Origin of the sequence: Citrobacter sp. wls827, assembly GCF_005280875.1 — a bacterium.
Taxonomy (GTDB): domain Bacteria; phylum Pseudomonadota; class Gammaproteobacteria; order Enterobacterales; family Enterobacteriaceae; genus Citrobacter; species Citrobacter youngae.
In genome coordinates this window covers 88243-101418 of record NZ_SZWR01000023.1, presented here as the reverse complement: position 1 = coordinate 101418, position 13176 = coordinate 88243, and the positions used below count along the sequence as shown (strand labels likewise).

Sequence of the window (13176 nt, the reverse complement as noted above, 5' to 3'; positions counted from 1 at the left end):
ATCCTGCCGCCGCCGATACCAGTCCCGCCAGCGGCAAACAGGTCCAGAAACCAAGACCGTAATAGTGGTTCAGCAGCGCAAAGGTGTACGCACCAATGGCGTAGAAGCCGCCGTAGCCCAGCACCAACAGGCCGGAAAGCCCCACCACCACGTTTAAGCCGAGGCCGAGGATGATATAAATCATCGTCAGCGTGGCGATATCCACCGTGCCGCGCGACACCATAAACGGCCACGCCACGGCAATCACCAGCAGCGCCACCAGGAACAGCTTCTGTTTAACGGTGGAGCCGTCAATCGCCGGCAGAATAAACTTCGGCCCGGAGACGCTCTTCAGGCTCTTCTGGAAAACGGGACGCAGCAGTTGGAAAAGAAAGACCACGCCAGTGCCGATAAACACCCACTGCCAACGGATATCCGAGGCGGTATCGACCACCAGCTTGGTACCGTCCAGCTCTAACTGAACGCCCATAAAGACGCCCGCCAGGACGAAGAACATGGCGGCAGAGAGCAGCGCCATTGCAAAATGCATCGGTTTCATACTTTCTCTACCTCCGGGCGACCCAGAATACCGGTCGGCATCACCAGCAGCACCAGAATCAGCAGCGCGAATGAAACGACGTCTTTGTATTCAGTACTCAGATAAGCAGAGGAGAGCGCTTCCGCGACGCCCAGAATCAGGCCGCCGATCATCGCCCCTGGAATACTACCGATACCGCCAAGCACCGCCGCAGTAAAGGCCTTCATCCCGGCCATAAAGCCAATATAGGGGTTAATTACGCCGTAGAACTGTCCAAGCAACACACCTGCTACTGCCGCCATTGCTGCGCCAATCACAAAGGTCAGCGCAATCACGCGATCGGTGTTGATGCCGAGCAGGCTGGCCATTTTCAGGTCTTCCGCGCAGGCACGGCAGGCGCGCCCCATACGGGAATAACGGATAAACAGCGTCAGCGCCAGCATCGCCAGGAAGGTTACAATCCAGATAACCAGCTGCATGGTGGTGATGGAAGCAGAGAAGTTTTCGCTACTGCCAACGGTCCACTGGCCATTAAACAGGCTGGGCAGTGCCACATCGCGCGAGCCTTCAGTGAGGCTGACGTAGTTTTGCAGGAAGATGGACATCCCGATAGCGGAAATTAGCGCAATCAGGCGCTTGGAGCTGCGCACGGGCCGATACGCCACGCGTTCAATGCTCCAGCCGTAGGCGCTGGCAATCACAATCGCGCCGACGAAGCCCGCCGCGACCAGTAGCCAACTGGAATCAATGCCCATCATCATTAGCGCGGCGATGATCATAAAGGAGACATAACTGCCGATCATATACACCTCGCCGTGGGCGAAGTTGATCATGCCGATAATGCCGTACACCATCGTGTAGCCGATGGCGATCAGCGCGTAGGTGCTTCCCAGCGTGACGCCGTTAAACATCTGCTGCAAGAAATAGAGGAACTGCTCGGACATAAGGTAACCTTTCTTAACCCGCCCGTTTTACACGGGCGGTGGGATAACTCGTCTTCAGGTATTACTTCGCGACGGTCGATGAACCATCCGCGTGCCACTGGAAGACACCAAACTCAAATCCCTTCAAATCGCCTTTTTCGTCCCATTTCAGCGGCCCAATCACGGTATCAGCCCCGTGTGCTTTCAGATCTTTCACCAGGTCCAGCGGCTCTTTGCTACCGCTACGATCCATTGCTGTCGCCAATGACTGGACGGCTGCATAAGTGATCCACACGTACGGTCCAGTTGGATCTTTCTTGTCAGCTTTGAGCGCATCGACGATAGCTTTATTCGCCGGATCCTGGTCATAGCGTTTTGGCATGGTCACCAGCATGCCTTCAGCGGCATCACCAGCAATGTTAGACAGTGAGGCATTTCCCACGCCCTCTGGTCCCATAAACTGGGTTTTCAGGCCAACTGAACGTGCCTGACGCAGCATTTGCCCCATTTCCGGGTAGTAGCCACCGTAATAAACGAAGTCGATATTTTCTTTTTTCAGGCGGGCGATCAGCGCAGAAAAATCTTTTTCCCCGGCAGTGATACCGTCAAAGAAAACGATGTTGGCTTTACCTGCTTTCAGGCTGTCCTGCACCGAACGCGCCAGGCCTTCACCGTACTGCTGTTTGTCATGAATGATGGCGATACGCTGTGGCTTCACCTGCTCCAGGATGTATTTCGCGGCGGTCGGCCCCTGAGAGGAATCCAGGCCCGCTGTACGCATAATGTGAGCGTAACCGCGCTGCGTCAGCTCCGGGTTAGTCGCTCCCGGAGAAATCATCAGAATGCCTTCGTCTTCGTAAATATCTGATGCCGGTTGAGTCGATGAAGAACACAGGTGGCCAATTACGTACTGAATGCCGTCGTTGACGATTTTGTTCGCGACGGCAACGGCCTGTTTCGGATCGCAGGCATCGTCATATTCCACGGCGACCAGCTTGTCGCCTTTGATCCCACCTTTGGCATTGATATCTTTAATCGCCTGACGTGCGCCATTAAATTCCATATCGCCCCACTGCGCGACCGGACCTGACATCGCGCCAACAACAGCGACCTTGATATCCTCCGCCATGACAGCGTGCGACATTGCCAGTGCTATCACCCCTGCGATGATTGTTTTCGCATTCCGTTTCATTACCTGAATCCCCATTCGTGACGTAATTAATATTTTGTATTTATGTGGTTAAAAAGCAGTCTGTGCTTTTTTTGAACTGCACTATTTTTACCAGTCTCATTAATGGTTTAGCGCAGTCATTTAAGCAAAATCAGGCTAAAATCTCTATTTTTCAGTCGATTAAGAAAAGATAATATTCTGCTTTTCACTATAGATAAACAAAAAAAAGCACGTTTGTCAGCATAAAATAACGGTACAAAGAGCCGAATAAAATGCTGCATTCCAGGGTATTATTCTGCCTGTTTTTCAATCTCTACGGTTTCAAACTGTCATTACTGTTGTTACAAAATTATTAATCTGGTTATTCACATAAAAAAGAGAAAGCATCCGGACGAATTATTTCGGTACACTCATTCCATCTTTTGTGATTTGGACATGCTGTTAATGAAGCTGACCATCGTTCGTTTAGAAAACTTCAGTGATCAGGATCTCATCGATCTTGGCAAAATCTGGCCGGAATATTCCGCCTCATCATTAAGCGTAGATGAAACGCACCGGATCTATGCAGCACGCTTTAACGAGCGCCTGCTTGGCGCAGTACGTGTCACCCTGAGCGGTACGCAAGGTGCACTGGATTCCTTACGTGTACGCGATATCACCCGTCGTCGTGGCGTTGGGCAGTATTTGGTTGAAGAAACTCTCCGCGAAAACCCGGACGTGAGTTCATGGTGGATGGCCGACGTCGGCGTGGAAGACCGCGGCGTGATGGCCGCGTTTATGCAGGCATTAGGGTTTACGGCCCAGGAGAATGGCTGGGAAAAAAGATAAAAAAGCCGGATGGCGCTGACGCTTATCCGGCCTACATGCTGGGAGAAAAAATAAAAAACCACCTCGCAATTTTCCAAGAATTTCGCGCTGCAGGAAGGCGGCAAGTTATGAAGTCCCCGGGAGCTTACAGAAGTAAGTGACCGGGGTTGAATAACACAGCCAACGCACCTGCAGCGCAAAAGGCGCCGGGAAAATTACTTGGCGTCTGTCGCCGTCCCGTTGGCATGCCAGTCAAACACGCCAAATTCGAAGCCTTTCAGGTCGCCCTTCGCATCCCATGACAGAGGCCCCATTACGGTTTCCACTGAGTTTGCTTTCAGGTATTTGGCAATTTCAGCCGGGTCGTCAGACTGGTTCAGACCGGCCTGCAAGGATTGCAGCGCGGCGTAGGTGGTCCATACGAATGCACCGCTCGGATCCTGTTTCTTGGCTTTGATCGCATCCACAATCGGTTTGTTCGCCGGAACCTGATCGTAGTTCTTCGGCTTCGTTACCAGTAAGCCTTCTGCAGACTCACCCGCGATGTTAGACAGCGACACGTTCGCTACCCCTTCAGGTCCCATAAACTGAGTTTTCAGACCCGCGGCGCGAGACTGGCGCAGGATCTGCCCCATTTCCGGATGGTAACCGCCGTAGTAAACGAAATCGATATTCTCTTTCTTCAAACGCGCCACCAGCGTAGAGAAATCTTTCTCACCGGCGGTGATCCCGTCAAAGAACACCACGTCAGCGTTAGCCTTCTTGAGGTTGTCCTGCACGGAACGCGCCAGGCCTTCACCGTACTGTTGTTTGTCGTGAACGATCGCAATGCGCTTCGGCTTCACTTTTTCAACGATATATTTGGCGGCCGTTGGGCCCTGATCGGAATCCAGACCAGTGGTACGTAACACCAGGTTATAGCCGCGTGCGGTCAGCTCTGGCGCCGTTGCCGCTGGGGTAATCATCAGAATGCCTTCGTCTTCATAGATATCTGACGCAGGCTGAGTGGAGGAAGAACACAGGTGGCCGATAACGTATTTAATCCCGTCGTTGACCACTTTGTTAGCAACCGCTACCGCTTGTTTCGGGTCACAGGCATCGTCATATTTCACCATGACCAGTTTGTCGCCTTTCACGCCGCCTTTGGCATTGATATCTGCAATCGCCTGCTCTGCGCCAGTAAATTCCTGATCGCCATACTGCGCTACCGGACCGGACATCGCGCCGACGACAGCAACTTTAATATCCTTAGCAAACGCCATATTGCTCAAAGACAGGGCGATACATCCTGCCAATAACGCTTTACCCTTCATATTCATCCTGACAATCCCCATTATTGTGGTTATTACGTGTGTTGTGATGTTGTTGTTCAGCACTTTATTTCAATTATTGGATAGCTGCCCGTGCTTTAGCAGCATACTCTGCTAAAACATACCCGATTTTTATTATTTTGGAATAGCTAAATTTGACATGCAGATAACAACTTGATGACAAAAAGCATAAACGTCAGGAGAGAGGGGGAGAGATAAAAACAAAAAACCCCGGATTTTCATCCAGGGTTTATCAGCATTTCCAGGTCGGCTGGAAGATTATGCTTCGATCGCCGCGCGCAATTTTTTCATGGCGTTCTTTTCAAGCTGACGAACACGTTCAGCGGAAACGCCGTAGCGATCGGCCAGTTCCTGCAACGTCGACTTGTTGTCTTCGTCCAGCCAGCGGGCACGAATGATGTCCTGGCTACGCTCGTCCAGACCTTCCATTGCGTGGGTCAGTTTGTTCGCGGCCTGATCTTCCCAGTTATCCTCTTCAATGCCGTCGGCAAAGTTGGAGGATTTATCCTGCAGATACAGAACCGGAGCCATCGGCTGGCTGTCGGACTCGTCGTCCGAAGACATGTCAAACGTCATGTCCTGCGCCGCCATACGGGATTCCATTTCGCGCACGTCTTTGCTGGAAACACCCAGCTCACGAGCAACCATTTCAACTTCGTCCTGGTTAAACCAGCCCAGACGCTGCTTGGTTTTGCGCAGGTTAAAGAACAGCTTACGCTGTGCTTTGGTGGTCGCGACTTTCACGATACGCCAGTTACGCAGAACGTATTCGTGGATCTCGGCTTTGATCCAATGCACGGCGAAGGAGACCAGACGCACACCCACTTCCGGGTTGAAACGGCGCACGGCTTTCATCAGGCCGATATTACCTTCCTGAATCAGATCCGCCTGCGGCAGGCCATAGCCCGCGTAGTTACGAGCAACATGAACAACAAAGCGCAGGTGAGACAGGATCAGCGTTTTAGCTGCTTCCAGATCGCCCTGGTAATGCAGCTTTTCAGCCAGCGCCCGCTCCTCGTCAGCCGACAACATCGGCCACGCGTTCGCAGCCCGGATGTAAGACTCCAGGTTACCAACAGGGGCTAAAGCTAAATTTTGCATTTCTTTGGTCATTCAAATCCTCTCAATCTTTGTCATCTGGCGTTGGTAAAAACCAATAGCAACAACCATGCCAGAGCTTATGAGCAACGAGAATATCATTCAATCTTTTATCAGACAGTGATTTTATCCACAAGTTCCATGTCGTAATGTGTATAAATTACGCACAAAATGTGACATCACGATGAATGCGCCGGGAAGAGAAAACAGGGCTCTTTCCCTGCAGAGCGAACTACTCAGTGCAGGGAAAGATTATACCAGAGATTTTTTAATCGGGGGTAAAGTGGCGTAAATGTTGAACCGTGGCAAGCCAGGCTGCCACCCAGCCAATCATTGAGCATACCAGCAGGAGTAGCAAGCACTCATCGAATGATAAGCCGTTGATATCAAACTTCGTTCCGAAAACCTGTGCCACTTCAGTCACCGCTGATGACAGTCGCATCACCAAAATTTCTGACAAAATCAGTGAAAGAAATGCGCCGGAAAAACCCAGCAGCGCGCCGCCGTAAAGGAACGGACGCAGGATAAATCCATCCGTCGCACCAATCAGTTTCTGTACGTTAATGGTATCGCGACGCGCAAAAATGCTCAGACGCACGCTGTTACCGATGACGAGGAAGACCGCCGCCACCATCAGCACGCCAATCATCGCGGAAACGCGTCCGACCAGGCCCGTTAACGCCGCCAGTCGTGCAAACCAGCTGTCATCCATGCGTACTTCATCGATACCGTTGATTTGTGCAATACGATCACGCAGCGTGTTCAGTGATTCCGTGCCCTGGAAATCCAGTTTCGGGATCACCACCGCCACGGCGGGCAACGGGTTCTCTTCCAGCATATCCAGCGCGCCGCCAAAGCCAGACCAGTTACGGAATTCGCCCAGCGCATCGTCACGGGAGAGGTAATTCACTTTCTCCACGCCCTGTTCGGCCTGTAACTGCCCCACCACACGTGCCGCCGCATCATCATCCAGCGTTTTTTGCAGATATACGGTGATCTGCGGGGACGGGTAATACTGGCTTGCCGCCTGGTTCACGTTCTTGTAGACCATGTAACAAACACTTGGCAACGTCAGTGAGATAGCGATAACCATCACCGTCAGAAATGTCGCCAGCGGTTTACTTTTCAGGTCCTGTAACGCGCCCTGGAACGCATAACGTACCTGCTCGTTAAAGACGTTGGTTTTACGCGAGTTCGGTTTTGGCGACGCTTTCGCACGTTTTGGCGCGTTGCGACCGCCATCACCCGGCGCGCCGCCCGATTTACGAAAGCGATCCAGTCGTCCACCGAACTGTTTGATTTGATTGATAGCGTCACGCCTATTCATGCGCCAGGCCTCCATGCAGGTGTCCGTCACTCAGGACAAGCTGGCGATAAGAACGACGGGAGATCAGCCCAATATCGTGCGTCGCCATTAATACCGTTACCCCGACGCGATTAAACTCTTCGAACAGACGCAGGATCCCTTCTGACAGCGCGTCATCCAGGTTCCCCGTCGGTTCATCCGCCAGCAGTACCGCAGGCTTGTTCACCACCGCGCGGGCGATGCCCACACGCTGCTGTTCACCGCCGGAGAGTTGAATCGGGAAGTTCTTCGCTTTGTCCAACAGCCCGACCTTATCCAGCGCCGCTGACACGCGACGACGAATATCGTCCCCGCTGGCACCCGCAATGATCAGTGGGATTGCCACGTTGTCGAAGACGGTTCTGTCCATCAACAGGTGGTGATCCTGAAAAATCATGCCGATCTGGCGACGCAGAAACGGCACTTCACGGTTTTTCAAACGGCTGATGTCGTGCCCGCTAAAGTAGATTTTCCCGGCGCTGGGCCGTTCAATTCCACAGATCAGCTTCAGCAGGGTACTTTTACCCGCGCCGGAGTGGCCGGTCAGAAACGCCATCTCGCCAGGCTGCATATGGAATGTGACTCCCTGCAGCGCTTGTCTCCCACCGAGATAGGCCTTGCTGACATGTTCAAAGCGAATCATTGTTAATCCTCTCGGGCAAAAAGTGCCTCTATAAAATCGCCCGCTTTAAACGGACGTAAATCCTCGATACGTTCACCCACACCGATATAGCGGATAGGGATGCCAAACTGATCGGCAACCGAGAAAATGACCCCGCCTTTCGCCGTTCCGTCCAGCTTGGTCAGGGTGATACCGGTTAAACCCACCGCTTCATGGAACAGTTTGGCCTGGCTTATCGCATTCTGCCCGGTGCTGGCGTCGATAGTCAGCATAACTTCATGCGGCGCATCAACGTCCAGCTTCTTCATCACGCGAACGATTTTTTTCAATTCTTCCATCAGGTGCGATTTATTCTGCAAACGCCCTGCGGTATCAGCGATCAGCACATCTACGTTACGCGCCTTCGCCGCCTGGATGGCATCAAAGATAACGGACGCAGAATCTGCGCCGGTATGCTGAGCAATCACCGGGATATTATTACGCTGACCCCAGACCTGCAGCTGTTCTACCGCCGCCGCACGGAAAGTATCGCCCGCCGCCAGCATCACCGATTTACCCTGCTGCTCAAACTGACGCGCCAGCTTACCGATAGTGGTGGTTTTACCCACGCCGTTAACGCCAACCATTAAGATAACAAATGGCGTCTTACCCTCAACATTCAGTGGTTCGTCAACCTTCGCCAGAATCTCACCCATCTCATCTTTCAGCAGGCCGTACAACGCTTCTGCATCTTTGAGCTGCTTGCGGCTGGCGCCTTCTGTCAGATTTGCAATGATCTTGCGGGTTGTTTCTACGCCCACATCGGCGATCAGCAGTTGCTCTTCCAACTCTTCAAACAGATCATCGTCGATCTTTTTACCACGGAACAGACTGATAAATCCGGAACCGAGGTTTTCTTTTGTTTTCAGCAGGCTACGCTTCAGGCGCGCAAAGAAACCTTCTTTGGTTGGTTTTTCCTGCTCCTGGACCACCTCTTCTTCTACCGGTTCTTCTACAGCAGGTTCTTCTGGCGGCTCCACTATGACGGCTTCTTCAGCGGCCTCAGCGGTCAGCGCCTGCGCTTCCAGCTCTTCGTCGGTCAGTTGCGGTTCGTTTTCGGCTTCTTCTTCAACCGCCTCAACGATTTCTACGGTTTCCGCTTCGGCCTGCCACTCTTCGGCAGAAACGTCTTCGGCTTTCACCTCTTCCGGCAGCGGTAATTCTTCGCGTTCGATAACTACCGCTGCTGGCGTTTCCACTACAGTTTCAGCAACCGGCTCAATTTCCGGCTGCGCTTGTTCGGCAACAGGTTCTTCTTCCGGCTGCAGTTTCTCAATTTCCGCAACCTGTTCAGTGACTTCAACAACTTCAGCTGCAAAGGCTTGCGTTTCCGCCTCGCTACGGGTTTCCTCGACGTGCGGCTGTTCGTCAACGACGGTAGTTTCTTCAGCAACCGGTTGTTGTTCTTCGTTTTTTACTTCTGTCTCGTTTTCCGGTGCCTGCTCTTTTTGACCAAAGCCCAGCCAGGAAAAAAAGCCACGTTTTTTCTCTTTCGCCATTTGCGACTACACTCCCCCGCTGTTGCTTCATGGCACAGCGTCAACGCTATGTACATAGCAGCTAAAAAAATGATGAAATAGTCTATCACTTAACTTAACTCACATCACCGCCTGGAATGACATGCTATAGGCGGATTGAGCAATAATAGAAATGAAAAAACCGAATCACTCTGGCAGCGGACAGATCCGCATTATTGGCGGGCAATGGCGAGGCCGTAAACTCCCGGTTCCGGACAGCCCCGGACTGCGTCCGACCACCGACCGCGTACGCGAAACGCTGTTTAACTGGCTGGCCCCGGTGATGGTCGATGCCCGTTGCCTTGATTGCTTTGCCGGCAGCGGCGCGTTGGGTCTGGAAGCACTCTCCCGCTATGCGGCAGATGCCACGCTGCTGGAGATGGATCGCGCGGTATCTCAGCAGTTGCAAAAGAATCTCGCCACGCTGAAAGCACCCCATGCCCGCGTGGTCAACACCAATACCCTGACATTTTTGGCCCAGGCCGGTACGCCGCATAACGTGGTGTTTGTGGATCCGCCGTTTCGTAAAGGATTACTGGAAGAAACATTAACTCTTCTGGAAACTCGCGGCTGGCTGGCAAATGAAGCGTATATTTACGTGGAAAGCGAAGTCGAAAACGGCCTGCCGCCGGTTCCGGTTAACTGGTCGTTATACCGCGAAAAAGTGGCTGGGCAGGTTGCTTATCGTCTGTATCAACGTGAAGCACAAGGAGAGCAACATGCTGATTAATCTGGGACGTCTGTTGATGCTGTGTGTCTGGGCATTCCTGCTACTGAATATTTTTCAACCGTTCCCACGTCCGCTCAATATCTTCGTAAATGTGGCTCTGGTGTTTATGGTGCTGATGCACGGCATGCAGTTGGCGCTGCTGAAATCAACCATGCCGAAAGATGGCCCGCAAATGACCAGCGGCGAGAAAGTGCGTATTTTTCTGTTCGGCGTATTTGAACTGCTGGTATGGCAGAAGAAGATTAAAGACCAGTTGAAGAAGTAATGGTGCTCACTTTGCCTGGTATCGCATAGCGAGCCGGAGCGACAAAACCAGGAGGCCGGATAAGGCGTAAACCGCCATCCGGCATCAGCCAAATGAAACCTTAGCGTTCAGCCGTAAAATCAACAAAACGCGAACCTTTGTAGCTCAACGTGCCTTTATCCCCGACCGTTAGCGCATGGTACTGCTGAGCATCCAGACGAAACGTCTGCTCCAGGCCGCCGTTTTGTGGCTTAAAGCTGGCTTCATAGCGCATGCTGGTGCCCGCCGGGCTCACTTCCTGTTGACGGGAGCGCCGGTCGTTTAGCGGCTTTTCCCGCTTATTCGTCACCACCACCTGCTTTTGCACCAGCGGCGCGGCATCATTATCCGCTTTTTCACGTCGCTGCTGAACAAAGCGAAACGACGCTGCGACAACGATTAAGACAATGATAACAATGAAAAAAAGTGGTGGCTTGCTCATATTATTAACCCATCAGAAAATGCGGAAATAAGCATACATTGCCCGTTATGGTGTTGTCATCTGGCAGTATCGACCTCTACACTGGACAGTAGAGCCGTGAGCACCCCGCTTACGAAAAAATAACGAATTCAAGGAACTAAGATGCTTTGGTCGTTTATCGCTGTCTGCCTTTCCGCATGGTTGTTCGTGGATGCTTCCTATCGTGGGCCTGCCTGGCAACGCTGGGTCTTTAAACCCCTGACGTTACTCCTGCTGGCGCTGCTGGCCTGGCAGGCGCCAATGTTTAACGCTATCAGTTACCTGGTACTGGCCGGCTTGCTGGCTTCGCTGCTGGGCGACGCGCTGACGCTATTGCCGCGCCAACGCCTACTGTACGCAGTGGGGGCATTCTTCCTGTCACACCTGCTGTATACCATTTACTTCGCCAGCCAAATGACGCTGTCGTTCTTCTGGCCTTTGCCGCTGGTACTGGTGGTGCTGGGGGCGTTGCTGATTGCTGTGATTTGGACGCGCCTGGAAGAGTTGCGTGTCGCTATCTGCACCTTTATTGGCATCACGCTGATGATGGTCTGGATGGCTGGCGAACTGTGGTTCTTCCGCCCGACCGCTCCGGCGCTGTCGGCATTTATGGGCGCATCGCTCCTGTTCATCGGCAATATTGTCTGGCTGGGTAGCCATTACCGTCGCCGCTTCCGCGCCGATAACGCCATTGCCGCCGCCTGCTACTTCGCCGGACATTTCCTGATTGTTCGTTCGTTGTATCTTTAAAATGCTTGACTCTGGAGTCGACTCCAGAGTGTATCCTCCGGTTAATACGAAATGATTATCAATCGGAGGATGCCATGTCGACACCCGATACCAATGGCAAAAAAGCCCCACAATTCTCTTCTTTCAAGCCAGCGCCTGCGCCAAAGAAGGCTGATGGCTGCTGCTGCGAAGGAACTTGCTCCACTACGCCACCCGTATCCGATACCGTTGACGGGACTCGCTATTCCTGGAAAGTGGCAGGCATGGACTGCGCGGCCTGCGCCCGAAAAGTAGAGAATGCGGTCCGCCAGGTCAGCGGCGTTAACCAGGTTCAGGTGCTGTTTGCCACCGAAAAACTGGTGGTCGACGCCGGTTCCGATATCCGCCAGCAAGTTGAAAATGCGGTGCAGAAAGCAGGCTATACCCTGCGTGATGAGCAGGCACCAGAAGAAGCCCCCGAATCGCGGTTTAAAGAAAACCTACCGCTGATTTCGCTGATTATCATGATGGCGATTAGCTGGGGGCTGGAGCAGTTCAATCACCCCTTCGGTCAGATAGCGTTTATCGCCACCACCCTGGTCGGTCTGTACCCCATTGCCCGTCAGGCTCTGCGTCTGATGAAAACCGGCAGCTACTTTGCCATTGAAACATTAATGAGCGTGGCCGCCATCGGCGCACTGTTTATCGGCGCGACAGCGGAAGCCGCCATGGTACTGCTGCTGTTTTTAATCGGCGAGCGTCTGGAAGGATGGGCTGCCAGCCGTGCCCGTAAAGGGGTTAGCGCGCTGATGGCGCTCAAACCGGAAACCGCCACGCGCCTGCGTAACGGCGAGCGCGAAGAGGTGGCTATTAATAGCCTCCGCCCTGGCGATGTTATCGAAGTGGCCGCGGGTGGGCGTTTACCTGCCGACGGCAAACTGGTCTCCGGCTTTGCCAGTTTTGATGAAAGCGCCCTGACCGGCGAATCGATCCCGGTTGAACGCGCCACCGGCGAGAAAGTCCCGGCAGGTGCCACCAGCGTGGATCGTCTGGTTACGCTGGAAGTGCTCTCCGAACCGGGCGCCAGCGCCATTGACCGTATTCTGAAGCTGATTGAAGAAGCGGATGAACGTCGCGCCCCCATTGAGCGTTTTATTGACCGTTTCAGCCGGATTTACACCCCAGCCATTATGGCGGTTGCGCTGCTGGTTACCCTTGTACCACCGCTACTGTTTGCCGCATCCTGGCAGGAGTGGATTTATAAAGGGCTGACGCTGCTGCTGATTGGCTGCCCATGTGCACTGGTAATTTCAACCCCCGCAGCCATTACCTCTGGTCTTGCCGCCGCGGCGCGTCGTGGCGCGCTAATCAAAGGCGGGGCCGCGCTGGAACAGTTGGGAAGAGTCACGCAGGTCGCGTTTGATAAAACGGGTACTCTGACCGTGGGTAAACCGCGCGTCACAGCGATTCACCCGGCAAGCGGTATTGGCGAGGCTGAACTGCTGGCGCTGGCGGCAGCGGTAGAGCAAGGCGCGACACACCCGCTGGCGCAGGCGATTGTTCGGGAAGCACAAACGCGCGAACTGGCTATACCTGTCGCGAAAGAACAGCGCGCATTAGTCGGA

Annotated in this window: 14 protein-coding genes and 1 pseudogene; 6 read left to right on the top strand and 9 right to left on the bottom strand. The window is 53.3% G+C overall.

The window, feature by feature from the left end:
* The 3 genes from FDX03_RS23690 to livK all read right to left on the bottom strand — a co-directional run.
* Nucleotides 1-538: DUF3382 domain-containing protein (locus FDX03_RS23690; RefSeq protein WP_249357124.1), on the bottom strand; the 538-nt coding region annotated here is incomplete at its 3' end.
* Entirely contained in the window at nucleotides 535-1461 is a 927-nt protein-coding gene (gene livH, locus FDX03_RS19940; RefSeq protein WP_003023435.1) for a high-affinity branched-chain amino acid ABC transporter permease LivH, read from the bottom strand. The genes livH and FDX03_RS23690, both read right to left, overlap by 4 nt.
* A gap of 61 nt (nucleotides 1462-1522) precedes the next feature.
* The gene (gene livK / locus FDX03_RS19935) at nucleotides 1523-2632 is read right to left on the bottom strand and encodes a high-affinity branched-chain amino acid ABC transporter substrate-binding protein LivK (RefSeq protein ID WP_086523487.1); all 1110 of its coding nucleotides are present in this window, start codon (nucleotides 2630-2632) and stop codon (nucleotides 1523-1525) included.
* A gap of 423 nt (nucleotides 2633-3055) precedes the next feature.
* Here livK and panM point away from each other — a divergent pair, with 423 nt between their 5' ends.
* Both panM and FDX03_RS19925 read left to right on the top strand, forming a co-directional pair.
* Nucleotides 3056-3439: an aspartate 1-decarboxylase autocleavage activator PanM gene (gene panM / locus FDX03_RS19930; protein ID WP_101742611.1), complete on the top strand. Its 384-nt coding sequence runs from the start codon at nucleotides 3056-3058 to the stop codon at nucleotides 3437-3439.
* Nucleotides 3424-3550 (top strand): annotated as a pseudogene (locus tag FDX03_RS19925) (hypothetical protein). The gene panM and the pseudogene FDX03_RS19925 overlap by 16 nt, the downstream one beginning before the upstream one ends.
* A gap of 83 nt (nucleotides 3551-3633) precedes the next feature.
* Here the strand turns inward: FDX03_RS19925 and livJ are convergent.
* The 5 genes from livJ to ftsY form a co-directional block, all read right to left on the bottom strand.
* Entirely contained in the window at nucleotides 3634-4737 is a 1104-nt protein-coding gene (gene livJ, locus FDX03_RS19920; RefSeq protein WP_140168316.1) for a branched chain amino acid ABC transporter substrate-binding protein LivJ, read from the bottom strand.
* Nucleotides 4738-5007: 270 nt separating this feature from the next.
* Nucleotides 5008-5862 (bottom strand): RNA polymerase sigma factor RpoH, encoded by an 855-nt coding sequence (rpoH, locus tag FDX03_RS19915; protein WP_003023425.1) that lies wholly within the window; start codon nucleotides 5860-5862, stop codon nucleotides 5008-5010.
* Between the two features lie 253 nt (nucleotides 5863-6115).
* Nucleotides 6116-7174, bottom strand: a complete 1059-nt coding sequence (gene ftsX / locus FDX03_RS19910; RefSeq protein WP_048213585.1) for a permease-like cell division protein FtsX — start codon at nucleotides 7172-7174, stop codon at nucleotides 6116-6118.
* Entirely contained in the window at nucleotides 7167-7835 is a 669-nt protein-coding gene (gene ftsE / locus FDX03_RS19905) for a cell division ATP-binding protein FtsE (RefSeq protein WP_006687468.1), read from the bottom strand. The genes ftsX and ftsE overlap by 8 nt, the downstream gene beginning before the upstream one ends.
* A 2-nt stretch (nucleotides 7836-7837) precedes the next feature.
* Nucleotides 7838-9352, bottom strand: a complete 1515-nt coding sequence (ftsY, locus tag FDX03_RS19900) for a signal recognition particle-docking protein FtsY (RefSeq protein ID WP_137346473.1) — start codon at nucleotides 9350-9352, stop codon at nucleotides 7838-7840.
* A 151-nt stretch (nucleotides 9353-9503) separates the two neighbouring features.
* Here ftsY and rsmD point away from each other — a divergent pair, with 151 nt between their 5' ends.
* The gene (rsmD, locus tag FDX03_RS19895; protein WP_048213587.1) at nucleotides 9504-10100 is read left to right on the top strand and encodes a 16S rRNA (guanine(966)-N(2))-methyltransferase; all 597 of its coding nucleotides are present in this window, start codon (nucleotides 9504-9506) and stop codon (nucleotides 10098-10100) included.
* Nucleotides 10090-10365 carry a DUF1145 family protein gene (locus FDX03_RS19890; RefSeq protein ID WP_048213588.1) on the top strand — a complete coding sequence of 92 codons (276 nt, stop codon included), beginning with the start codon at nucleotides 10090-10092 and terminating at the stop codon, nucleotides 10363-10365. Before rsmD ends, FDX03_RS19890 begins: the two co-directional genes overlap by 11 nt.
* Before the next feature lie 100 nt (nucleotides 10366-10465).
* On the opposite strand, the gene FDX03_RS19885 is transcribed toward FDX03_RS19890, so the two are convergent.
* Nucleotides 10466-10825 (bottom strand): DUF2500 domain-containing protein, encoded by a 360-nt coding sequence (locus FDX03_RS19885; RefSeq protein WP_137346472.1) that lies wholly within the window; start codon nucleotides 10823-10825, stop codon nucleotides 10466-10468.
* A gap of 141 nt (nucleotides 10826-10966) precedes the next feature.
* On the opposite strand from FDX03_RS19885, the gene FDX03_RS19880 reads away from it, so the two are divergent.
* Nucleotides 10967-11593 carry a lysoplasmalogenase gene (locus tag FDX03_RS19880; protein WP_003827558.1) on the top strand — a complete coding sequence of 209 codons (627 nt, stop codon included), beginning with the start codon at nucleotides 10967-10969 and terminating at the stop codon, nucleotides 11591-11593.
* Between the two features lie 74 nt (nucleotides 11594-11667).
* Nucleotides 11668-13176: heavy metal translocating P-type ATPase (locus FDX03_RS19875; protein ID WP_249357123.1), on the top strand; the 1509-nt coding region annotated here is incomplete at its 3' end.

What these genes read in the sequence shown, in the direction of transcription:
- livK (WP_086523487.1), bottom strand. Translation starts at nt 2,632, where the DNA reads ATGAAACGGAATGCGAAAACAATCATCGCAGGGGTGATAGCACTGGCA.
- livH (WP_003023435.1), bottom strand. Translation starts at nt 1,461, where the DNA reads ATGTCCGAGCAGTTCCTCTATTTCTTGCAGCAGATGTTTAACGGCGTC.
- ftsY (WP_137346473.1), bottom strand. Translation starts at nt 9,352, where the DNA reads ATGGCGAAAGAGAAAAAACGTGGCTTTTTTTCCTGGCTGGGCTTTGGT.
- ftsX (WP_048213585.1), bottom strand. Translation starts at nt 7,174, where the DNA reads ATGAATAGGCGTGACGCTATCAATCAAATCAAACAGTTCGGTGGACGA.
- FDX03_RS19880 (WP_003827558.1), top strand. Translation starts at nt 10,967, where the DNA reads ATGCTTTGGTCGTTTATCGCTGTCTGCCTTTCCGCATGGTTGTTCGTG.
- livJ (WP_140168316.1), bottom strand. Translation starts at nt 4,737, where the DNA reads ATGAATATGAAGGGTAAAGCGTTATTGGCAGGATGTATCGCCCTGTCT.
- ftsE (WP_006687468.1), bottom strand. Translation starts at nt 7,835, where the DNA reads ATGATTCGCTTTGAACATGTCAGCAAGGCCTATCTCGGTGGGAGACAA.
- rsmD (WP_048213587.1), top strand. Translation starts at nt 9,504, where the DNA reads ATGAAAAAACCGAATCACTCTGGCAGCGGACAGATCCGCATTATTGGC.
- FDX03_RS19885 (WP_137346472.1), bottom strand. Translation starts at nt 10,825, where the DNA reads ATGAGCAAGCCACCACTTTTTTTCATTGTTATCATTGTCTTAATCGTT.
- panM (WP_101742611.1), top strand. Translation starts at nt 3,056, where the DNA reads ATGAAGCTGACCATCGTTCGTTTAGAAAACTTCAGTGATCAGGATCTC.
- rpoH (WP_003023425.1), bottom strand. Translation starts at nt 5,862, where the DNA reads ATGACCAAAGAAATGCAAAATTTAGCTTTAGCCCCTGTTGGTAACCTG.
- FDX03_RS19890 (WP_048213588.1), top strand. Translation starts at nt 10,090, where the DNA reads ATGCTGATTAATCTGGGACGTCTGTTGATGCTGTGTGTCTGGGCATTC.